Raw genomic sequence first — 21,826 nt, 5'->3', positions numbered from 1 at the left:
AAGTTGGAGGGGCGACGTGATCAGCCGGTCAGGTCGCCCGGCACGATGAAATCAATGCACCGGCCTGAATGCGCGGCGGCACCGTCCCAGCTATTGGTGTCGAACGCTATGACCGCCGTCGCACAGGTCGGGTAATCGCCAAAGCGCGGATGGGTTGGGCGACGTTTGACCAGCCCGTTCGCCAGCAGTCCGATCCCCGGATTATGGCCGATCAGCGCGACAGCGCGCGTGGTCTGTCTGTGGATCAGGTCCAGCATAGTGTCGGGGCTGGCGTGGTAGAGCTTGGGGGTGATCTGCAGCGTCGGCTCGGGTGACAAGTGCGGCAGGATCAATCCGGCAGTTTCCCGCGTGCGCACCGCGTCCGAGCAAAGCACGACATCCGGGATATGCCCTTGCGCGGCCAGCCAGCCACCGATGGCAGGCGCTGCCCTGCGCCCACGTGCATTCAGCACCCTTGCGTGATCATCGGCGGCGGGGTCATCCCAGCTTGATTTCGCGTGGCGGATAAGGATCAGTGTCAGCGTCACAGGAAATCCTCCATATGAAAGGCGGCTTGTGCGGCCAGACGGTTGCCTTGGCCAACCGGGCAGGCACGGCGGGCGGCGCAGCCTTTGGTCATGCAATCCTGTCCTGTGGGGCTGTGCAAGTGGGCCTTGCAGGCAGCGCCGTTATAACCGCTGGCAAAGGCATCGACGGGGCAAGCCGTGGCACAGGGCTTGGCGCAGCTTTCACAGGGCCGCGCGCTTTTGCTCACATTGCTTTGCCACGGCACCTGCAAGGCCATGCGATAGGAAATGAATAGGCCACCCATATCGTGCACCAGAAAACCAGTGGGCGAGGCCCATGCCCGCCCAGTCCGCAAGGCCCAGGTGTAAAACGGCTGGTATGGCGGTCCGCCGAACGGGTAGAGCGCCACAGCGCCGAAATCCCGCGCCAGTTTGTCCCCGATCCGCCGCGACCAGCGGTCCAGCGGGTCGGGTGCTTTGTCCATATATTCGGATGACTGGCTGAAATGCGGCCAGAACATGGGTTCTGACGGGCTGATCAGCAACAGCGATCCGTCAGGGCGGGGCAGGTTGTCATCCACGCCGATCTGAAAGCCACCCGTGACCTGCATGCAATGCAGCGCCAAGGCGCGGGTAAGGGCGGCGTCGCCCACGGTTTCAGCGTGGTTCGCGGATGATCGAGCCTGCGCCGTGTTCGGTGAACAATTCCAGCAGGCTGGCATTGGGCAGGCGCCCATCAAGGATCACCACCGCACGGACGCCCTGTTCGACAGCCATCAGCGCGGTTTCGGCCTTGGGGATCATGCCGCCATTGATCGTGCCATCGGCGATCATGGCACGGACCTGATCGGGGGAAAGTTGAGTCACCACCTCGCCCGTCGCATCCTTGATGCCGGGCACGTCGGTCAGCAGCAGCAGGCGGTCCGCCTTCAATGCGCCCGCGATGGCACCAGCGGCGGTGTCGCCATTGACGTTGAAGGTTTCCAGCATGTCCATGCCTGTCGCCACGGGTGCAACAACGGGAATAATCCCTGCCGCGTTCAGATCGCGCAGCACCTGTACGTTCATTTCCACAGGGCGACCGACAAAACCCAATTCGGGGTTCAGCGCCTCGGCCACCATCAGGTCATCGTCCTTGCCGGACAGGCCGACTGCGCGTCCGCCTTCGTCCATGATCGCCTGTACGATACGCTTGTTCACAAGGCCCGTCAGTACCATTTCGACGACTTCGACAGTATCCTTGTCGGTCACGCGCTGGCCACGCACGAATTCGGTCTTGATCCCCAGCTTGTCCAGCATCTGGTTGATCATCGGCCCCCCGCCATGCACCACGACGGGGTTCATGCCGACCTGTTTCATCAGCACGATATCGCGGGCAAATTCAGCCATTGCATCGGCGTCACCCATGGCATTGCCGCCGAATTTCACCACGACAACAGCGCCGGAATAACGTTGCAGATATGGCAGCGCCTCTGACAGGGTGCGGGCGGTCGCGATCCAGTCACGGTTCATATCGGCGGTCCTTTTCTTCATGATATTCCTGCAATGATGGCGCGCAACGTGGGGATGCCTTCGCCCTTTTCGGCAGAGGTCAGGATAAGTTCGGGGTAAGCGGCGGGATGTTTGACCAGCGCCGCGCGGGTCTTGGCTAGGGAGTCCGCCAAGGCATCGCCGCGCAGTTTATCGACCTTGGTCATCACCACCTGAAACGTCACGGCAGAGGCATCGAGCAGTGACATGATTTCTTCATCCACGGCTTTTGCACCATGCCGCGCATCTATCAGCACGAAAACCCGGCGCAGGGTCTGGCGACCTTGCAGGTATTGTTTCAGCAAGCGCTGCCATTTTTCGACCACCGCGACAGGGGCATTCGCAAAGCCATAGCCCGGCAAATCGACGACATAGAAATCGCCTGCGGTGAAAAAATTGATTTCCTGCGTCCGGCCCGGCGTGTTTGACGCACGCGCCAGCCCCTTGCGCCCGGTCAGCGCGTTGATCAGGGACGATTTGCCGACATTCGACCGGCCTGCAAAGCAAACCTCGGTCCGATCGGCGGGCGGCAGACCGTCCATCGCGACGACGCCTTTGACAAAGGTGGTCTCACCAGCGAACAGCAAGCGCCCCGCCTCCATGGCGGCATCGTCGGGCAGGGGCGCCTCTGGGAATCGGAGTTCCATAACTGTCCTATTTTTCAGGTTTGTTGGCCGCTTTTTCCGCTTTGGCAGCATCGGCTGCCTTTTTGCGTTTCAGACTGGACTTGATGTTACCGAACACATCCGGTTTCGCCCCATGGCTGCGCATGATCGCATATTGCTGCACGAAGGTGATGATGTTGTTCGCGATCCAGTACAGCACCAAACCGGAGGCAAAACCGCCCAGCATGAACATGAATACCCAAGGCATCCAGGCAAAGATCATCTGCTGTGTCGGGTCGGTCGGGGCCGGGTTCAGTTTCTGCTGCATCCACATCGACACGCCAAGGAAGATCGGCAGCAGACCGATAAAGATCAGCGAGAGGATCGACCCCGGGTCTGGCGCGCCCCAGGGCAACAGACCGAACAGGTTGATAATGGAGGACGGGTCCGGCGCGCTCAGGTCTTCGATCCAGCCGATCCATGGCGCGTGCCGCAGTTCGATGGTGACGAAAATCACCTTATAGAGCGAAAAGAAGATCGGGATCTGCAACAGGATCGGCAAACAGCCAGAGGCTGGGTTCACCTTATTTTCCTTGTAGAGCTTCATCATCCCCTGCTGCATCGCCTGTTTGTCTTCGCCGGCGCGTTCCTTGAGCTTTTCCATCTCGGGCTGCAGCTCTTTCATCTTCGCCATCGAGACGTAGGATTTGTAGGCGAGCGGCAGCACAAGCGCCTTGAGGATCAGGGTCAGCGCCAAGATCGACCAGCCCATGTTGCCGATATAAAGGTTCAGTGTGTGCAGCAGCCAGAAGATCGGCTTGGTCAGGAAAAAGAACCAGCCCCAGTCGATGCTATCCAGAAATCCGTCCACGCCGCCTTCGTTTTCATAGTCGCGAATTGCGTCCCATTCCTTGGCCCCTGCAAACAGGCGGGTGGTCACGGTCGCGCTTTCACCGGGGGCGATGGTGCTGGCGGGCATCACAGCTTCGGCCTGATAAAGGTTGCGTGCCTCGAAATATTTGGATGTGGACCGGAAAGGCGATTGCTGGTCGGGGATCAGCGTGGTCATCCAATAATGGTCGGTATAGCCGATCCAGCCGGATTGATTGACGTCGATACGTTCCGCCTGCGTCCGTTCAAGGTCATTAAACGGGTGATCCGTGATATTGCTATAAGACGTTTCATCCAACACGCCATCCGACATCCGCACCAGACCTTCGTGCAGGATAAAGAACCGTTTCAGGTCAGATGGTTCGCCGTGCCGCCGCAGGATCCCGTAAGGTCGTGCGGCCACCGCTGCTTCCCCCACGTTTTCAACGCTTTGCGCGATGCTGAACATGAACCTGTCATCGACAGATATTTCGTTGCGGAAAATCTGACCTGCGCCATTGTCCCAGACCAGGGTGACCGGGGTGGTGGGCGTCAGGACATCGCCGCTTTCGACTGACCATGTCGTGTCGGGGCCGGGCACGGCAGTGACATCCAGCCCGTCGGTGGCGGTCCAGCCGAAAGAGGCGAAATAGGCATCGATTTCGCCCACCGGGCGCAGCAGCCGCACGATCGGCGCGTCGTCGGCCAATGTCTCGCGGTAACCCGTCAGCGCCAGATCGTCGAGCCGTCCGCCCTGCATGGAAATGGACCCGGTCAGCTCAGGTGTTTCGATCCGCACCCGGACGGCCTCTACCGCGGGTTCTTCGGTTGCCGTGGGTGCGGTGGCTGTGGGGGACGTCGGATCGGCGAGCGGCACGGTCGGGTCAGTGGTTTGCGTGACAACCTCTGCCGGGGTGTCTGTGACAATCTCTTCAGGCGGAAACAGCAGTGTCCACGACATGATCACCGCAAAGCTGAGCAGCGTCGCAAGGATGAGGTTCCGGTTCTGGTCGTTCATCTGAAAACACCTGTTTCCCACATAAATAATCAGGGACGTTCAACCTGTCGGGGGGGCAAAGGTCAAGCGGTTTTCAAGAATGCGCTCCGTTTGGCACCGTTCCACACGCAAGATTGCGCAAGCGCGCTGGTGTAAGACGGGCGATTGCCCGCACTATAAGGTGTTCCGACGAAGGCTAAGCCACTGCACTTCGCTGCCAACTGTTCGCCGGAATGCAAAAGGCCGGGCAAATGCCCGGCCTTTCCTGATAGCTGCTTCGGCGGATTAACCGTCCCATTCTTCCATGGCATCGAACTGATCGGCGGTGATCGTCGTCGTTGCCCGCAGGTTCGTGGTCATGCCGCTGTCGTCGCGGGACAGTTGGATGTCGGCGAAATCAACCGCTACCGATTTGGCACCGATCCCAAGAAAACCACCCACATCAATGATGACGTTGGCAACCTGACCTTCTTCGGTCAAGACGATATCCGATATGCTGCCGACGCGTTCGCCCGCAGAATCATGCACGTCCGTGCCCTGCAGATCGTCAGCCGTCAATGCTGTGCGTTCATCGCCTGTGAGAAAGGGATCGTCACTGGCGGCCATATCGTCACTGACCATCGGATCATCTGCCATTGGCGCGTCTGTGGTGGCCGTGTCATCTGCTGCCAGCGGGTCGTCTGCCATTGGCGCATCAGTGGTGGCCGTGTCGTCTGCTGCCAGCGGATCATCTGCCATTGGCGCGTCTGTGGTGGCCGTGTCATCTGCTGCCAGCGGGTCGTCTGCCAACGGCGCATCTGTGGCGGCCGTGTCGTCTGCTGCCAGCGGGTCATCTGCCATCGGTGCATCGGTGGTTGCAACATCGTCACCCATAGCCGGGTCATCGGCCAACGGTGCGCCATCGGTGGTGTCGTCAACCAAGGCACCGTCTGTCTCGGCCTCGGTGCCGACGGCCGTGTTGTCGCCCGTCATAAAGGTGCTGCCCTGTTGACTCACGGAATCGCGGTCAAGTTCCGGACGATTTTCCAGTTCCTCGACCGAGCCACTGAAGACGACAAAAAAGTCACCGTCAGAATCGGTTTCGGCAACCAGGGTCAGTTCTTCCAGCGAGGCACTCACCGGGCGGGACCCGATTCCAAAGAATCCACCCACGTCCAGAACGACGCTCTCGATCTGACCATCTGCAGTGAAGATGATGTCATCAATCGATCCGGCGCTTTCCCAGTCGTCTGCGGGCGCGTCAATCGTGTCTGGCACGACACCACCGCCAGCGCTGCTGACATAGACCGATTGGCCGATCAGTTCTTCAGCGGTGACAGGTGTGCCGTTCAGGTCGATCGTGCCAAAGGTTTCGGCTTGGAATTCGGTCTGTGCTTCGGCTGCGCCGGGTTCGACGGTTTCCGTTTGCGCGAACGCCGGCATGGCGGTCAGCGCAACAAGCGCGGTTGTTGCAAGTATATGTTTCATTTCGTTACTCCTTAACGGTGCTGCGAATGGCGCTCGAAGACAGGTCTTGACGCCTTGTGCCTGTACAACTTCGCCTGGCGCAGATGGTTTCATTCAGCGAGAAAAACATTCCCACGTTTCTGCGGGAACCAAGGCAGTTGCTACGGCGTTAGCTACCGGTAGCGTCATAGTGCTGCGGATAGATTCAAAGGCATTCAGATCATGCAGCTTGTGACGAATACGGCAACGCAGGGCGATGCCGGGGCTATTGATGATCTTCAGGTGCTGATCACCGCCCAAGAGGCATATCCGGCCTTTGAAGAGGCCGTTCTGGATGCTGAAAAGACGATCACTGCCAGTTTCCGTATATTTGACCTGATGACAACGCTACGATCCCCGCGGGGCAGGCAGATCGGCGCGACGTGGTTCGACCTGTTCCGCCATGTTCTGGATCGTGGCGTTGCCATCCGTCTTGTCGTGGCAGATTTTGACGCGGTCGCTGCTGTTGATCTGCACCGGATGGCCTGGCGCACGCAGCGCCAGATCGAGGCGCTGCGGGAAGTTGTCGGACCTGCCGCAAAACTCTCCTTCTCCATCGCGCTGCATGCCGCGACTTGCGGGGTCGTTCCTGGTCTGACGCTATATCCGCTGGTCCGGTCAAAACTCCGCGAGATCGCGACGGAGGTGGCGCAGATGACGCGGGCAGAGCGGGCAGAGTTTCGTTTGGAAGCGCCGGGTTTGCGCAATATCTGTGACTGGGATGACGATGATTTGCCACGATTTCCGGTCCGGTTTCCGCGCGTCACCCCGGCGACCCACCATCAGAAGCTGGCAGTTTTTGACGGAAAGAAAGTTTATATCGGCGGGCTCGACCTGAATGAACGCCGCTTCGATACCAAGAACCACGCCCAGCCGGCCCATCAGACCTGGCATGACGTTCAACTGATGGTGACCGGTCCGGTCGCTGCCGCGGCACAGGCACATCTGGATACATTCCTGGACAGTGTGTCGGGCAAGGTATCCCCCGCGCCACTCTCGGAGGGTTTCCTGCGCACGCTGTCGCGCAGACGTTGGAATGCGCCGTTGCATCTGTCGCCCCATACTGAGGTTTCCGAGATTGAGCAGACGCATCTGCACGCGATCGCCCGATCCCGGCAGATGATCTATCTGGAAACACAGTTCCTGCGGCATCTGCCGCTGGCGCGCGCCCTTGCCCGCAGGGCAGGCGAAGTTCCTGCGCTCAGGCTGATCGTGGTACTGCCCGCCGCGCCGGAGGATCTGGCTTTTTCAGATCATCAGGGGTTGGATGGCCGGTTCGGCGAAGACCAGCAATTGCGCTGCATCACCTGTCTTCAGGAAGCGTTCGGGCCAGAGCGGATGCTGATTGCGTCGCCAGTGCAACCGCGCAAAAGTGACAGCAAGGACCGCGACGCGCTGGCCGATTCCCCCTTGGTCTATGTGCATTCCAAGGTGTCAGTTTTTGACGATGCGGCCGCGATTGTGTCATCCGCCAATCTGAACGGACGCAGCATGCGCTGGGATACAGAGGCCGGACTTCACATCACACGACAGGATCAGGTCGTGCATGTGCGTGAACGGGTCATGTCATCCTGGCTGCCCGCTGATGCCGGGCCGGAATATCTGGACTGCGCAGCCGCCTTTGCGCATTGGGCAGATTTGGTGCGCAAAAACACAAAGCTGCCGCCGCAGGACAGACGCGGTTTTCTGGTTACCTATGATTCCGATGCGGCGCGTGAAAGCGCGACGTCCGTGCCCGGTGTGCCCGCCGAAATCGTCTGAGCGCACAGGTCACAAAAGCGGGCGACGGACCGGATCGCGGTCCTTTTCAAGCTCGGCAAAGGCGCAAAGCGCATCATGATCATGGATCTGCAACTGCCCATCCCGCCAGGTCACGGCACCGGAATCGCGCAGTTTTTTCAGGGTTTTGTTCGTGTGTACCAGCGAAAGCCCCAGGGCATCAGCCATGTCCTGTTGCTTGTAGGGCAGGGGCATTTTGCCGTTGTCGGCCAGCCCTACGGCCTCGCCCCGATCATAAAGGCGGATCAATGCGCGCGCGACACGGGCAATCCCGCTCATGTGACCCAGAATGGCAAGATTTTCACCCAGAAAGTGTTCTTCGACCGCGGCCAGCCATGTCAGATCAAAGGCGCGGCCGGGTTGATCACGGAATAATTCCCAGAGCCGTTTGCGATCAAAGACGCAAAGCGTCATGTCGGAGGTGGCCTCGACCGAATGCTGCATCTCGCGCATGACACCGGCCTGAAGACCGACAAAGTCACCTGGCATCACGAAATTGATTACCTGCCTGTCGCCCGACATCAAGGTTTTGTAACGGAGACCCATCCCTTTCAGCGCAGTGTATAACTGCGGGCTGTTGGAGCCTTCCATCATGAGTGTCGTGCCGCTGGCGATCTCCATTTCGCCCGACTTGAAACTTTGCATGAAATTGACTTCACGTTCGGTCATCGGGTCGAAGATAGGGCGCTTGCGAAGCGGACAATGTTGACAACTTCTGACCATGCAAGCGCACCTTTGACTACTGTCTGTGATCGTTACTGGCTGAAAGCGTTAGAAGCGGCTCCGTTGCATGTCAACGACGTGGTCGACGCGCGGACCGGCCAGCCTGCAATCCGACGGCAAATGCCTCTGCTACCCGCAAGAATGGGTCGTCGGTTTTTGGTGGCGCTTGCGGTGTCGGGCGTGGGGCGACGACGGCGGGCTGGCTGCGGCTTCCGAGCAGGAAAAAGCATATGCCCAGTAGCAGATATATCAGCCCGATCACCGTCGAAGCGACGAGCGTGTTTTCATAACTGGCAAGCAGCACCCATAGCGCCACGGTGAGGAATGCCACGCCGGTAAGGGCAAAAATGACCCCAGCGGCCGTGAAAGCAGCCGTGCGCGCTGCGAGACGCGCCCGGCTGCGAAGGTCAAAAAGAAGACCCGCCATGGGTTACTTCCGTCCTGTCAGGAAACCCAGTAGAAAGCCGACGCCGACCGCAAGCCCGACGGCCGCGGCAGGCTGCTGACGCACCGCGTCCGCGGCTTGCTGCCCCAGTTCTTCGGCCTTGTCATGTGCAGCTTGATATTGCTGCTCACCGGTCGCACGCAGCTGGGCAGCCTTGGCGCGGGCCTGTTCCATTGCCGCATCTTTCGTGGCGCCGCCTAAATCTGCGAGTGATTGTGTGATTGCAGAAATATCGTTGCGCAGAACAGCGATCTGTTCTGATAGCTGGTCAAGGTTTTCCTGCGGTGTGCCATTCCCGGAAGCTACTTTTGCTTGTGCCATAATCATAATCCCTTACTGGTTGTTCGCCAAGCTAACGCTTCTTCGCCTTGAAAGTTCCACCAAGGGCAAAAAAACATTCTGCACCAGCCAGGAGCCCGGCAGGGGGAGCCGCGTGAAGCTCTGAAAAGCGATGGTTTTCAAGAGAAGAATAAATTTCTCGATGGAACTAAACGCTGATGTATATGTTGTGCCGACATAGAGGCGTATACTGCGCCTGATCGAGCGGCGGAATTACGGGCAATGGCAAGCAAGAAAACAGATCAACTGGATCGGCAAATCGATGAGAACCTCAGGCGCGTCTATATGAACGCAGCCAGCGAGCCCGTTCCTGACCGTTTTGCCAAGCTGCTGGAGCAGTTGCGTCAGCGCGAGGCCGATACAAATTCGCCAAAGGGACAATCGTGAACAACGACAACGCTAACAAAACAAATCCGCGCGATGAATTGGTCACACATCTGCCGGCCATGCGTGCTTTTGCAATGAGCTTGACCCGCAATTCGGCTGCGGCAGACGATCTTGTGCAGGATGCGGTCGTGAAGGCATGGGGCAATTTCGACAAATTTCAGACCGGCACCAACTTGCGTGCGTGGCTGTTTACGATTTTGCGGAATACTTACTATTCGCTCTATCGCAAGCGGCGTCGCGAGGTGGAAGACCCAGATGGCAAGCTGGCTGGCAAGATGTCCGAAAAGCCAGCGCATGACGGTCATCTGGCGATGGCGGATTTTCGTACCGCGTTCGCCAAGCTGACGGATGAACAACGCGAAGTGCTGATCCTCGTCGGGGCAGAGGGGTTTTCCTACGAGGAAGCTGCTGAAATGTGCGGTTGTGCCGTCGGAACGGTCAAAAGCCGCACCAACCGCGCCCGTAAACGGCTGGCTGAACTGATGCACATTGACGACGAGGACAAGCTGGAGCTGACGGATGCATCCACCTTGGCTGTCGTGATCAATAACAATGCCGCCTGATCCGGCGGATTTTTTGTTTTCGAGCAAGGGAACAAAGCCGCGCTTAAGGCGTTGCACGATCATGTAAATCATATTGGAGACCGCCATGAAAAATACCCGTATTACGTTCCTTGCCTTGCTGGCCGCTGGTGCATTGGCAGCTTGCGAAACCGTCGAAGGCGCAGGGCGCGACATTCAGACTGCGGGTCAGGTCGTGACAGATACGTCACAAGAGGCCCAACGGTAATTTATGACAAGACCACCTTTGCCATGATGTCGGCGTCATGGCAAAGGCTCTGACGATAGTATTGGCAGATCCCTATTATTATTTCTATATTCTGAACAATCCCGGAAGAAAGGGCATGTTCTGATGACGACAGCGCGCCTTCGTAAACTTGCCCGCCCCATCATGCTTGGTGCGGGCTTTCTGATGCCGGTCGTTTTTCCCGCAGAAACCATCGCGCAAACCGAACCCGCCGATATCCGGCATCGCTGCGAAGGGCCCGGGCTTGCACCATGTGAACTGGTTCTGGCGGAACATGATATCGCGCTGACGCTGATCCCCGGTTACGGGATCACCGAACCACAGATTTATGTCACCCCCGCCGGCGTCGCAGCAGAACGTCCCAGCTTTGACGTGGTGCGGATCAGTGATGGCGAAACTGTCGTGATGGTCAATGCCCGACAGGCCAGCGCGCCCTATTGTCAGGACAGTCTCGCGGGTGACGCAATGTGTGTGACAGAGGCGGTAACTGACGCCGATGGCATCGCGGTCGCCTTTGTGCTTGGATCGTTGAATTCTGCAGCGCTGATCGTCGATCTGCTTGCGATGAGCGAGGATGAACCGGGGCTGGACCCCGGCGATCTGCAGGGTGTTTGGTTCGCGGGCCTGAATACGCCCGGAGCGCCTGATCATGAAGCCCATTTCATCATGCTAGAATTGTTTCAGGACGTGGGGGATGATGCGGTTTTCGGTTATTTCGCGACCGCCCCCGATGTTGGCCCTTTGACGGGTATGTCGGGCAATGTCACGGGGCGCCTCTCGGACGGTGCGCTGTCGCTGACGCTCGCCGCCGCTGATGGCACCGCCTTGCTGGAATTTCAAGGCACGGCCAGCGGCGATATCGATTATTTTGGCGCAATCACGCCCGTCACGGACACGAGCGCGACCGTCGACACGCGGCTGACGCGCGTGGCGGGACCGGGTGAGGACTGGTCCGGCGCACCCTGGATGACGGGCCAGTCCGACGGCATGGCGGCTGCGATGCAGATGGGGCAGGCCGCGTTGGATGATATGTTCGGTGATCTGGGCGCTGACGACCGCGCCATGGCAGAGATCATGGGCGCGCTGATGGGGGCGGTTGCCGGGGCCGCGTCCGATCCTGCGCATGCGCAGACCGCCAGTTCGGCGAGACTCGCGCCGCTGGATGCGCGCACGGTCGATCTGCAAGGTATTCCCGCCGATGCCGTGATCGAGATGATCGTGCCCTTCCAGGATATAAGGCGATGATGAGCCGCATCTTTTTTGCCGCGCTGCTTGCCGCCATGGCACCCTTGCCTGGTAAAGCCGACACTGTGCTGGCGATCTGCGAGCCTGGTGGCTGCGTCTGTTCGCTCAGCCCGCTGTCGTCGCCGGAAATCATTGATATTGTCGGCACCACATTTGAGGCCGAAACGCCGGTTGACCCGAAACGTGCGACGCTGGTCTGGGAGCCGGACCCCGGGATTATATCATGGGTCGATGCCCCGCGCCGCGATATTCAGGCCAGTTTCGGCGGCACCGGCGAATGCCCCATCGCGCTGTTCGAGGAACCAGAAGAGCCGATCCTCCCGCTTGACGGGATCTGGCGATGGCAGACTCTGGGTGAATCCACCTCGGGCTGTCCGGCAATATTGGGCGGCATGCTGGCCGCATCGCGTGTAGAATTCATCACCACCCGCGTGGATTGGGACGGCGCGTTCGATCCCGCCCGCCTGACCGATATCCTGCCCCAGCCGGATATGGAGGGTCTGTCGCCCTATGAATGGGACGAGGTGGGCCCTTACCGCTGGCGGTCCGACAACGTGCAAAGCCGCGACTGCACCGACGGGTCCTGCGCTGAAATCGCGCTGACCCTGAACCTGACGTTAGTCGCCCCGGACCGGATCAGCGGGCTGTTGTCGTTGCGCAGCGCGATAGATTCGCCGCAGGCGGCGGTTCTGGCCGGGTTCGGTATGGCCGATTGCCGGGTCCGGGTGCGCTATGACATCATCCACACCCGACCCTGATCCGCACATGGGATGCCCCCTGTTCGACTGCCAACGTCATTTTCGCCGAATAAGAAAATTTTCCCGCCATCCGCGCGCGTTTGGGTGAAACGTTCCACGCTGCGCGATGCAGCACACCGCTATTGTCGCATTGCCTGACAACAAGGAATGGCGGTCGTGCCGGGTTATCGGGCGCGCCCCGGTCTTGTCTTGCGGAGAGCGGGAGCGATGGCTACCTCTGCCACGTCACAGGAAACAGGCCCAGATCATGTCCATCCAGATTTCTGCAATGACCAAAAGCTTCGGCCAGACCGATGTGCTGCGCGGGATCGACCTGTCGGTGCAAAAGGGTGAACTGGTCGCGCTGCTGGGGCCGTCGGGGTCGGGCAAGACAACGCTGCTCAAGATCATCGCGGGGCTGGAATGGCCCGATGCAGGACGGCTGGCGGTCGATGATCAGGATTGGCTGCAGCTGGCGGCGCAGGACCGCCGCATCGGTTTCGTGTTCCAGCATTACGCGCTGTTCCCGCATATGACGGTGCGCGACAACGTGGCCTTCGGCCTGACCGTGCGCCCACGCGCCGACCGGCCCGGTAAATCGGTGATCGCCGCCAAGGTGGATGAGTTGCTGCATTTCCTGCAGATCACCCATCTGGCAGACCGCTACCCGGGCCAGCTGTCCGGCGGACAGCGGCAGCGGGTTGCGCTGGGTCGTGCTTTGGCGATTGAACCCAAGGTTTTGTTGCTTGATGAGCCTTTCGGCGCGCTTGACGCGGCCATCCGTCGTGACCTACGCCGTTGGTTGCGCGGTGTGCACGATGCGACAGGGTCAACCACGATTTTCGTGACCCATGATCAGGAAGAGGCATTTGAACTGGCTGACCGTGTGGTCGTGATGGGCGCAGGCAGGGTTGAACAGATCGGGCATGCCGATGCGATCCATGATCATCCCGCGACGCCTTTTGTCGCGCGGTTCATGGGGGCGACAGTGGAATTGCCGGTCACGCTGCAGGCCGGTCGCGCCGATGGCGCAGGGCTGGACCTGACCGCTCTTTCGCGCCGTGCCTTGCCGGACGGTCCGGCGCAATTGCTGGTGCGCCCGCAGGACATCACCCCTGTTCCCGAAACGGACGCCCCCTGGCGCATCGTCACGCGCATGTCGAACGGCGCGCATCTGCGGTTGGTCCTGCGCCACCCTGATTTGGGCGAGGCAGAGGCAGACGTCCCCCGTCGCGCCGTCAAGGCCGATGCATTGGTCCCTGACGCCACCGTCCGCCTGAAGATAGAAGCAGGCACGATTTTTCCACAGGACCGCCCGCAACAAGCGGCGGCCGGAACCCCCAAGACAACCCCAACAAGACTGGAGTCTTCGCGATGAAATTTCCCACCCTGACCGCTGCCGCGCTTGCGCTGTCGCTGGGCGCCGCCCCTGCCACCGCACAGGATACATTGCTGAACGTCAGCTACGATATCGCCCGCGAATTGTTTGAGGCGCTGAACCCCGCTTTCGCTGCCCATTGGGAAGAAACCACGGGCCGCACCGTCACCATCGACATGAGCCATGGCGGATCATCCCGTCAGGCCCGCGCCATTCTGGAAGGTTTGCCCGCCGATGTTGTGACTTTCAATCAGGAAACCGATATCGACGTGCTGGCCGAAGGTGGCCTGCTGCCCGCCGAATGGCGTGACCTGTTGCCCAACAATGCGTCGCCCTATTATTCGTTGCCCGCCTTTCTGGTCCGTGAAGGCAATCCGCTGAACATTCAAGATTGGGACGATCTGGCCCGCGAAGATGTGGCACCCATCTTTCCGAACCCCAAGACCAGCGGCAATGCGCGTTACACCTATCTGGCGGCCTATGCCTATGCGCTGGCGAACAATGGTGACGATCACGCCGTCGCACAGGAATTCGTGCGCGATATCTTCTCCTCCGTCCCGGTGTTCGACACAGGCGGGCGTGCGGCGACGCAAACTTTTGCCGAGCGGAACATTGGCGACGTGCTGGTCACCTTTGAGGCTGAGACCGGCGGCATCGCTGCCGAATATGCTGATCAGGGGTTGGAACGCGTGACACCGTCGCAAAGCCTGTTCGCGGCCTTCCCTGTCGCCGTCGTGGCAGAGAACGCGGAACGCAACGGATCGACCGAAGTCGCCAATGCCTATCTGGAATGGCTTTACAGCGCCGAAGCACAGCAGATTCTGGGCGAATATTTCTACCGCCTGACTGATGAAACTGTCGCGGCTGAATTCGCTGACAGTCAGGCCGATGTGGAACTGGTCACTGTCGACGACATTTTTGGCGGCTGGGATGCGATCCGCACCGAACATCTGGCCGATGGTGCGATCCTTGACCAAGTGTTCGTGAACCAGTGATCCCATGACCGCCGCAACCGCACAAACCGGCGCGCCGGTCCGCGCCAAGCGCGTCCTGCCGGGGTTCACCCTCAGCCTTGGTGTGACGTTGCTGTACTTGACCTTTATCGTGCTGATCCCGGTCCTTGCCCTGATCCTGAAAGGGGCAGAGATCGGTCCGGCACGGTTCTGGCAGATCGTCAGCAGCCCGCGTGCGGTTGCGGCATTCCAGATCACGTTGACCGCGGCGGTGATCGCGACGATATTCAACGCCATCTATGGCCTGCTGATGGCATGGGTGCTGGTACGCTATGAATTTCGCGGCAAACGTATCCTTGACGCGTTGATGGATGTGCCATTCGCGCTGCCGACCGCGGTGGCCGGTCTGTCGCTGACAGCCTTGTTTTCCGCCAACGGTTGGTTCGGTAGCGTGCTGGAGGCGGCGGGTCTGCAAGTCGTCTATACGATCTGGGGCATTGCTCTGGCGATGGCCTTTACCTCTGTCCCCTTCGTCGTCCGTACAGTCCAGCCGGTGCTGGAAGATATGGACCCCGCACTCGAACAAGCCGCCGTCACGCTGGGCGCGCGTCCCTGGGCGATCTTTACGCGTGTTGTCTTTCCCGCGATCCTGCCCGCGTGGCTGGCCGGTTGCACCACGGCCTTTGCCCGGTCGCTGGGTGAATTCGGTGCCATCGTATTTATCGCGGGCAACCTGCCCTTCCGCACGGAAATTGCCGCCCTTCTGGCTTTCATCAGACTGGAAGAATTCGACTATAATGGCGCTGCGGCCATCGCGCTGGTCCTTCTGGGCTTTGCGCTGGTCTTACTGGTGGTGTCAAACCTGCTTCAGGTCTGGGCGTCGCGCCACCGCGAGGCGACAAGATGAGCCAGATCATGCTTCCCGGCCAGTCCCGCCAAGGTGAACGCATCCTGATCGGCATCGCCGTGGTGCTGACGCTTTTGTTCATCGCCGCCCCCTTGGTCTATATCTTTGTGCGCGCCTTTTCTGAAGGCTGGCGTGTCTATGCGGAAAATATCCTGCATCCGGCGACGCTGCACGCAATCTGGCTGACCACGATTGTCGCGATCATCGTCGTGCCGCTGAATGTCGCCTTTGGCGTTGCTGCCGCTTGGGCCGTGGCCAAGCATCGCTTTCCGGGGCGCGGCATCCTTGTGACGATCATCGAAATCCCGTTCTCGATCTCGCCGATCATCGCGGGGATCTGCTATCTGCTGCTTTACGGACGCCAAGGTCTGTTGGGGCCCTGGCTGCAGGCCAATGATCTGCAGGTCATGTTCGCCTTGCCGGGGATCGTGCTGGTCACGATGTTCGTCACCGCCCCCTTCGTCGCGCGCGAGGTGCTGCCGCTGATGCAGGCGCAAGGCTCCGAACAGGAAGAGGCCGCCGTGACGCTTGGCGCATCCGGTTGGCAGGTGTTCCGGCGCGTGACCCTGCCCAATATCCGCTGGGCACTGCTTTATGGCGCGGTGCTCTGTACGGCGCGCGCGGTGGGGGAATTCGGTGGCGTGTCGGTCGTATCTGGCAATATCCGGGGGCAGACCAATACGCTGCCGCTGCACGTGGAACTTTTGTTCAACGATCTAAATGCCGTGGGTGCTTTCGCCGCTGCCTCTACCCTGACACTGATCGCTGTTGTGGCTTTGATCGTCAAAGCGATGTTGGAAGGGCGGCGGGGCTGACCGCCATCCTGCGTCTTCCACCGGCCCGGCTTGACACCGGTCGCTGCATATTTAACCTGCAATACACGACAGGGGCGTCCGCTTATGCGGGCTGAGAAGCACCCTTTGAACCTGAACCAGATCATGCTGGCGTAGGGAGTCTGTGACATGATCGGCCAAGGCTTTGTCTGGTCCGGCGCTCACCGACCCCGATGCGGCGGGGGATATATGATGAACGACCTTACACCTGTTGCTGCGATCCGCCGGGCTGGTACGCCATGGTGTCGCGCGTGATTGCCAATATCCTATCGATCGCAGGGTCTGACCCTTCGGGCGGGGCCGGTATTCAGGCGGATATCAAGGCGATTTCCGCGAATGGTGGCTATGCGATGGCCGCGATCACGGCGTTGACGGCACAGAACACCCAAGGCGTCAGTGCCGTGCAGATGATCCCGGCTGATATGGTGGCCGCGCAGATCGCCGCAATCCGCGCAGATATCCGCATCGACGCTGTGAAGTTGGGGATGCTTGGCGATGCCGCGATCATCGTCGCAGTGGCGCAGGCGTTGCAGGGGCTGGGCGCGCCCATCGTGCTGGACCCGGTGATGGTCGCCAAAAGCGGGGACCGGCTGTTGCAGGCGGCGGGGGTGGCTGCCTTGCGCGACATCCTGCCGCTGGCAACGATCATTACCCCCAACCTACCCGAAGCGGCTGATCTGCTGAACCAGCGAGAGGCAGCGACCCGTGACGAGATGCAGGCGCAGGCGCAAGCCCTTCTGACACTCGGGCCGGGGGCCGTGCTTCTGAAAGGCGGTCATTTGCCGGGCGACGATTGCCCTGATCTTCTGGCTGACAGCAATGGCCTAACATGGCTGCCCGGCGCGCGACAGGCGACGCACAAGACCCATGGCACCGGCTGCACCTTGTCATCGGCCTTGGCGACATTGCTGGGGCAGGGGGTGTCGCTGGCGCAGGCCGCGGAACAGGCCAAAGCCTATGTTGCTGGCGCCATCGCCGGGGCGGATGCCTTGTCGGTTGGGCACGGCCACGGCCCGACGCATCATTTTCACGCTTATTCCTGAGGCAATTCCACTGCGCTTTTGTGAAGTTTTTTCCTTCGGTGCCAAGATGGGTTGGCACCCGCTACGCTTCGTGTATATCGCGACGGGTAAACATGGACCCGAGGGAAACCTCGGGTGGCTCTTCCGGCCGCCTATCCGCCGGACAACCTGTTAGAACCAAACGTTGTCGGCGCATGACGCCGAACAGGAAAGATTTACATGATATCTCTCGACACATACCGGGCCGAATGGTTCGGTAACATCCGGGGTGATCTGCTGGCGGGGCTTGTTGTCGCCCTTGCGCTGATCCCCGAAGCGATTGCCTTTTCGATCATCGCGGGCGTGGACCCCAAGGTCGGGCTTTACGCCAGCTTTTCGATCGCGGTCCTGATTGCCTTCACCGGCGGACGGCCCGGCATGATTTCTGCCGCAACGGCGGCGACCGCCGTGCTGATGATCACGCTGGTCCGCGAACACGGGCTGGAATATCTGCTGGCCGCCACCGTGCTGGCCGGTCTGATCCAGATCGGCGCGGGCGTGCTAAAGCTTGGCTTTATCATGCGCTATGTCTCAAAGTCGGTGATGACCGGCTTTGTCAACGCACTGGCGATCCTGATCTTCATGGCGCAGTTGACCGAACTGGACCCGGCGCTGGTCACCTGGCTGACCTATGTGCTGGTCGCGGCCGGCCTTGCCATCATCTATCTGTTCCCGCTGATCACCAAGGCGATCCCGTCGCCTCTGGTCACCATCGTGGTGCTGACGGCGCTGGTGATGTTCTTTGGCTGGGACGTGCGCACCGTGGGCGATATGGGCGAATTGCCTGACACGCTGCCGGTGTTCCTGATCCCGCAGATCCCGCTGAACCTCGATACATTGATGATCATCCTGCCATATTCCATCGCGGTCGCTGTCGTCGGCCTGCTGGAAAGCCTGATGACACAGAACATCGTCGATGACCTGACCGATACGAAATCCAACCGCAATCAGGAATGTATCGGGCAGGGGATTTCCAACACCGCGACCGGCTTCATTGGCGGTATGGCGGGCTGTGCGATGATCGGGCAGTCGATCATCAACGTCAAATCCGGTGGGCGCGGGCGGCTTTCATGCTTTGCTGCCGGGGTCTATCTGTTGTTCATGGTGGTGGTTCTGGGCGATCTGGTCAGCCAGATCCCGATGGCGGCACTTGTCGCGATCATGATCATGGTCAGCATCGGCACCTTTTCATGGTCGTCGATCAAGGCGCTGCGCACGCATCCGCAGTCATCATCCGTCGTGATGATCGCGACCGTGGTGACGGTGGTCTATACCCACAACCTTGCCATCGGGGTTCTGGTCGGTGTGCTGCTGTCCGGCATCTTCTTTGCCGCCAAGATCGCGCAGTTGTTCAAGATCACCACCACGATCTCGCCCGATGGGCGCGAACGGACCTATGTCATCGAAGGCCAGATGTTTTATGGGTCTGTCGAGGATTTCATGAACGCCTTTGATTTCAAGGAAGCCTTGGATAAGGTCATCATCGACGTCAGCCGCGCGCATATCTGGGATATCTCAAGCGTGCAGGCGCTGGATATGGCGATCCTGAAATTCCGCCGCGACGGGGCAGAGGTCGAAATCGTCGGCATGAACGAAGCGACAGAAACCATCGTGGACAGACTTGCCATTCATGACAAGCCCGGCGCGATGGACAAGCTGATGTCCCATTAAGGAGCGGATGATATGACACAACCCACACAAAAGATCGTCGCTTTCATCGATGGGTCGATCTATTCGGAAAGCGTCTGCAAGAATGCCGCGTGGATCGCTGAACGCACAGGTGCGGCGGTCGAACTGATCCATGTCTTAGGCGCGCGTGATACATCGGGCAAGCGCGACCATTCCGGTGCCATTGCGCTGGGCGCGCGCACCGCATTGTTGCAGGAACTGACAGAACTGGACGCGCAACGTTCCAAGCTGATGAGCCAACGGGGCCGCGCCATTCTGGACGATGCCCGTGCCATTCTGGAAAAGGACGGCGTGACCGAGATCAGCACCCTCCTGCGCCATGGCGACGTGGTCGAGGCCGTATCAGAGGTTGAGACCGATGCGCGCGTCATCATCGTGGGCAAACGCGGTGAGGATGCTGATTTCGCCAAGGGCCATCTTGGGTCCAATCTGGAACGGATCGTACGGACCAGTCAGAAACCTGTTTACGTCGCTTCGCGGGCCTTCAGAGCTGTCAAGAAGGTGCTGGTCGCCTTTGACGGCGGTGCCTCTGCCATGAAAGCTGTCGATCACATCGCGCGCAGTCCGGTGTTTCAAGGCCTGAACATTCATGTCGTCACCGTTGGCAATGAAACGTCAGAGGTGCGCAAAGGGCTGGAAAACGCCAAGGCCGTGCTGAGCGCCGCGGGTCTTGAGGCGCAGACATCCGTCCTGCCCGGTCAACCGGAAAAGGCATTGGCCGATCTGGTGGAAAAGGACGGTTTCGACATGCTGGTGATGGGTGCCTATGGCCACAGCCGGATCCGCAGCCTGATCATCGGATCGACCACGACGGCAATGATCCGGTCCTGCAAGGTGCCGGTCGTCCTGATACGCTGATCCGGCCGGTCCGATAAACCGGCGCTTCCGTCTCATGCAGCGCAGAGACGCGGCATGACCGTCAAGGCGGGAGGAACGTTTTATCCGCCTTCGGTTTCGATGTTCATCTCGGTGCCGCAATGTTTGCAATGGATCGCGTCAGGATCATGCAAAACCAGTCCACAGGTCGGGCATTTCTCGCGCACCTTCGGCGGCTGAAAGACGGATTGCAGCAAATGCAGGAACAATCCGACGCCGACGATCAGGATGGCAATCGAAAGCCAGCGCCCGGATGTCCCGACCAGAACGATGTCGCCAAATCCCGTAGTGGTCAGTGCGGCCATGGTGAAATAAAGCGCATCAACCCAAGTTTCGATATCGGGGTTCATCCTGTATTGTGACGCGTGAACGACGCTGGAGACGATAAATATGAACACGGCCAGATTCACGCTGCGCTGGATAACTTCTTCATTCCGGCGGAAAAAGCGGCTGTCGTCACGTAGTTCCTGCAAGACGCGATAAGACCTTATCACGCGCAATGCGCGCAGCACCCGCAGGAATGCGAAATCACCAAAAATCAGCGGTGCCAGCAAGCTGAGGATCACGACGACATCGGCCCAGTTCAACAGGTCCTGCAACATGAATTTGCGCCTGCTGGGCGCGATCATCCAACGTGCGATCAGATCGGCAGCTACGATCAGCGCCATCAGCAGATAAAGGGCGGGGAAATCATGCTCGGTGCCAAAGACGCTTGTTATGACATAGCTGCCGATGATCGTTGAATCAAAAACCAAGAGCCCCAGCCGAAAGCGCAATCCTGCTGTGCTGCGCCCATGGTAACACTCGTAAAGCGTCCCGCGCAGCGAGGCAAAACGCCCCTCGAATCGTTTTCTTGCCATCTCGTTTGTTCCACCCTGCAGGGTATGAGTTGCACGTGATCTGCTAAGTCTATGCGGAATAATGATATTATTCCACGTATCAATTGAAGATCAATGTCCGCTAGGTTAAACGCGTCGCTTCTTCTGCCTGTGCCACGCTATTGCAGATAAATGATAGGAAAGGGATCGATAATGACAGATCACACCGAACCGGGCGATGACGTGCCCGAAGTCGAAGCAATTCCCGAGCCCGAGGGCGATACTGAAATTATCGAGACAACTTACGATATCGGTCAGGATAATTTCAGTGGTGCCGTCGCGCTGGAACTGGACCTGCATAAGATCGTGTTTTCCGTTTCGGCCGTTTCCATCATGCTTTTCACGTTTCTGACGTTGGCATTTCAGAACCAGGCAGAGCCGCTGTTCGTCGGGTTGCGCGACTGGCTGACCGCAAATCTGGATTGGTTTTTCCTGAGTGCCGGCAATATCTTTGTGTTGGTTTGCCTCGGCCTGATCATCTCGCCCTTGGGTCGCGTGCGCCTGGGCGGGCCGGATGCGACGCCGGATTACGGTTATGTTGGCTGGTTTTCGATGCTTTTTGCCGCAGGCATGGGCATCGGGCTGATGTTTTTCGGTGTATCCGAACCGATGGGCCATTTCGATGCTGCCTTGGGCGGGATCACCCTAGGCGAAGATGGCTTGCGCACAGATTGGGCCCCACTTGGCGGCGCGGAAGGCAACATAGATGAATCCCGCCGTCTTGGCATGGCCGCCACGATCTTTCACTGGGGCCTGCACCCTTGGGCGATCTATGCCGTGGTCGCACTGGCGCTGG

Annotated in this window: 24 protein-coding genes, 1 riboswitch and 1 other annotated feature; of the genes, 14 read left to right on the top strand and 10 right to left on the bottom strand. The window is 59.6% G+C overall.

From position 1 onward, the window contains the following. Positions 1–20: 20 nt before the first annotated feature. From ACK4TM_RS09495 to ACK4TM_RS09470, 6 genes are all read right to left on the bottom strand, one after another. Positions 21–527, bottom strand: coding sequence for a SixA phosphatase family protein (locus tag ACK4TM_RS09495; RefSeq protein WP_409700258.1), 507 nt, complete (start codon positions 525–527; stop codon positions 21–23). Beyond that, entirely contained in the window at positions 524–1,159 is a 636-nt protein-coding gene (locus ACK4TM_RS09490) for a ferredoxin (RefSeq protein WP_409700255.1), read from the bottom strand. Before ACK4TM_RS09490 ends, ACK4TM_RS09495 begins: the two co-directional genes overlap by 4 nt. Before the next feature lie 4 nt (positions 1,160–1,163). Beyond that, positions 1,164–2,039, bottom strand: a complete 876-nt coding sequence (gene argB, locus ACK4TM_RS09485; RefSeq protein WP_409700252.1) for an acetylglutamate kinase — start codon at positions 2,037–2,039, stop codon at positions 1,164–1,166. Further along, positions 2,036–2,683: a ribosome biogenesis GTP-binding protein YihA/YsxC gene (yihA, locus tag ACK4TM_RS09480; protein WP_409700249.1), complete on the bottom strand. Its 648-nt coding sequence runs from the start codon at positions 2,681–2,683 to the stop codon at positions 2,036–2,038. Before yihA ends, argB begins: the two co-directional genes overlap by 4 nt. Before the next feature lie 7 nt (positions 2,684–2,690). Further along, a complete protein-coding gene (gene yidC, locus ACK4TM_RS09475; RefSeq protein WP_409700246.1) occupies positions 2,691–4,529 on the bottom strand; it encodes a membrane protein insertase YidC in 1,839 nt (612 codons plus the stop codon). 264 nt (positions 4,530–4,793) lie between these two features. Continuing rightward, a complete protein-coding gene (locus ACK4TM_RS09470; protein ID WP_409700243.1) occupies positions 4,794–5,975 on the bottom strand; it encodes a PRC-barrel domain-containing protein in 1,182 nt (393 codons plus the stop codon). A 201-nt stretch (positions 5,976–6,176) separates the two neighbouring features. Here ACK4TM_RS09470 and ACK4TM_RS09465 point away from each other — a divergent pair, with 201 nt between their 5' ends. Further along, positions 6,177–7,754: a phospholipase D family protein gene (locus ACK4TM_RS09465; protein ID WP_409700240.1), complete on the top strand. Its 1,578-nt coding sequence runs from the start codon at positions 6,177–6,179 to the stop codon at positions 7,752–7,754. A gap of 9 nt (positions 7,755–7,763) precedes the next feature. Here the strand turns inward: ACK4TM_RS09465 and ACK4TM_RS09460 are convergent, their stop codons facing one another. From ACK4TM_RS09460 to ACK4TM_RS09450, 3 genes are all read right to left on the bottom strand, one after another. After that, positions 7,764–8,495, bottom strand: coding sequence for a Crp/Fnr family transcriptional regulator (locus ACK4TM_RS09460; protein WP_409700236.1), 732 nt, complete (start codon positions 8,493–8,495; stop codon positions 7,764–7,766). A gap of 70 nt (positions 8,496–8,565) precedes the next feature. Continuing rightward, on the bottom strand, positions 8,566–8,922 hold the full coding sequence (locus ACK4TM_RS09455; protein WP_409700233.1) for a phage holin family protein: 357 nt from the start codon (positions 8,920–8,922) through the stop codon (positions 8,566–8,568). A gap of 3 nt (positions 8,923–8,925) precedes the next feature. Beyond that, the gene (locus ACK4TM_RS09450; RefSeq protein WP_409700230.1) at positions 8,926–9,261 is read right to left on the bottom strand and encodes a YqjD family protein; all 336 of its coding nucleotides are present in this window, start codon (positions 9,259–9,261) and stop codon (positions 8,926–8,928) included. Positions 9,262–9,501: 240 nt separating this feature from the next. Here ACK4TM_RS09450 and ACK4TM_RS09445 point away from each other — a divergent pair, with 240 nt between their 5' ends. The 12 genes from ACK4TM_RS09445 to ACK4TM_RS09390 all read left to right on the top strand — a co-directional run bounded on the left by ACK4TM_RS09445 (position 9,502) and on the right by ACK4TM_RS09390 (position 20,134). Further along, positions 9,502–9,666, top strand: a complete 165-nt coding sequence (locus ACK4TM_RS09445) for a NepR family anti-sigma factor (protein WP_409700227.1) — start codon at positions 9,502–9,504, stop codon at positions 9,664–9,666. Then, positions 9,663–10,229 carry an RNA polymerase sigma factor gene (locus ACK4TM_RS09440; RefSeq protein WP_409700224.1) on the top strand — a complete coding sequence of 189 codons (567 nt, stop codon included), beginning with the start codon at positions 9,663–9,665 and terminating at the stop codon, positions 10,227–10,229. The genes ACK4TM_RS09445 and ACK4TM_RS09440 overlap by 4 nt, the downstream gene beginning before the upstream one ends. An 85-nt stretch (positions 10,230–10,314) precedes the next feature. Then, entirely contained in the window at positions 10,315–10,455 is a 141-nt protein-coding gene (locus ACK4TM_RS09435) for an entericidin A/B family lipoprotein (RefSeq protein WP_409700221.1), read from the top strand. A gap of 123 nt (positions 10,456–10,578) precedes the next feature. Further along, positions 10,579–11,718, top strand: coding sequence for a hypothetical protein (locus tag ACK4TM_RS09430; protein WP_409700218.1), 1,140 nt, complete (start codon positions 10,579–10,581; stop codon positions 11,716–11,718). Beyond that, positions 11,715–12,476, top strand: a complete 762-nt coding sequence (locus ACK4TM_RS09425; RefSeq protein WP_409700215.1) for a hypothetical protein — start codon at positions 11,715–11,717, stop codon at positions 12,474–12,476. The genes ACK4TM_RS09430 and ACK4TM_RS09425 overlap by 4 nt, the downstream gene beginning before the upstream one ends. A 247-nt stretch (positions 12,477–12,723) precedes the next feature. After that, positions 12,724–13,833 carry a sulfate/molybdate ABC transporter ATP-binding protein gene (locus ACK4TM_RS09420; RefSeq protein WP_409700212.1) on the top strand — a complete coding sequence of 370 codons (1,110 nt, stop codon included), beginning with the start codon at positions 12,724–12,726 and terminating at the stop codon, positions 13,831–13,833. Continuing rightward, the gene (locus tag ACK4TM_RS09415; RefSeq protein WP_409700209.1) at positions 13,830–14,828 is read left to right on the top strand and encodes a sulfate ABC transporter substrate-binding protein; all 999 of its coding nucleotides are present in this window, start codon (positions 13,830–13,832) and stop codon (positions 14,826–14,828) included. The genes ACK4TM_RS09420 and ACK4TM_RS09415 overlap by 4 nt, the downstream gene beginning before the upstream one ends. Positions 14,829–14,832: 4 nt before the next feature. Beyond that, a complete protein-coding gene (gene cysT, locus ACK4TM_RS09410) occupies positions 14,833–15,693 on the top strand; it encodes a sulfate ABC transporter permease subunit CysT (RefSeq protein WP_409700206.1) in 861 nt (286 codons plus the stop codon). Next, a complete protein-coding gene (cysW, locus tag ACK4TM_RS09405; protein WP_409700203.1) occupies positions 15,690–16,508 on the top strand; it encodes a sulfate ABC transporter permease subunit CysW in 819 nt (272 codons plus the stop codon). Before cysT ends, cysW begins: the two co-directional genes overlap by 4 nt. 60 nt (positions 16,509–16,568) lie before the next feature. Further along, positions 16,569–16,663: riboswitch (TPP riboswitch) on the top strand. A gap of 114 nt (positions 16,664–16,777) precedes the next feature. Beyond that, positions 16,778–17,569, top strand: a complete 792-nt coding sequence (gene thiD / locus ACK4TM_RS09400; protein ID WP_409700278.1) for a bifunctional hydroxymethylpyrimidine kinase/phosphomethylpyrimidine kinase — start codon at positions 16,778–16,780, stop codon at positions 17,567–17,569. Between the two features lie 91 nt (positions 17,570–17,660). Next, positions 17,661–17,717 (top strand) — a sequence feature (sul1 is cis-regulatory element that is thought to sense ions involved in sulfur or methionine metabolism; They are found in Alphaproteobacteria). Between the two features lie 50 nt (positions 17,718–17,767). Further along, positions 17,768–19,258 (top strand): SulP family inorganic anion transporter, encoded by a 1,491-nt coding sequence (locus ACK4TM_RS09395; RefSeq protein WP_409700200.1) that lies wholly within the window; start codon positions 17,768–17,770, stop codon positions 19,256–19,258. 12 nt (positions 19,259–19,270) lie between these two features. Next, positions 19,271–20,134 carry a universal stress protein gene (locus ACK4TM_RS09390; RefSeq protein WP_409700197.1) on the top strand — a complete coding sequence of 288 codons (864 nt, stop codon included), beginning with the start codon at positions 19,271–19,273 and terminating at the stop codon, positions 20,132–20,134. A gap of 80 nt (positions 20,135–20,214) precedes the next feature. Here ACK4TM_RS09390 and ACK4TM_RS09385 read toward each other — a convergent pair whose 3' ends face one another. Beyond that, positions 20,215–21,012, bottom strand: coding sequence for an ion channel (locus ACK4TM_RS09385; protein WP_409700194.1), 798 nt, complete (start codon positions 21,010–21,012; stop codon positions 20,215–20,217). Positions 21,013–21,183: 171 nt separating this feature from the next. Between ACK4TM_RS09385 and ACK4TM_RS09380 the strand changes: the two genes are divergently transcribed. Continuing rightward, on the top strand, positions 21,184–21,826 hold a 643-nt coding region (locus ACK4TM_RS09380; RefSeq protein ID WP_409700191.1), incomplete at its 3' end, for a BCCT family transporter.

Source organism: Yoonia sp. (genome assembly GCF_046292185.1).
Taxonomy (GTDB): Bacteria; Pseudomonadota; Alphaproteobacteria; order Rhodobacterales; family Rhodobacteraceae; genus Yoonia.
This window is presented reverse-complemented; position numbering and strand designations above follow the sequence as displayed.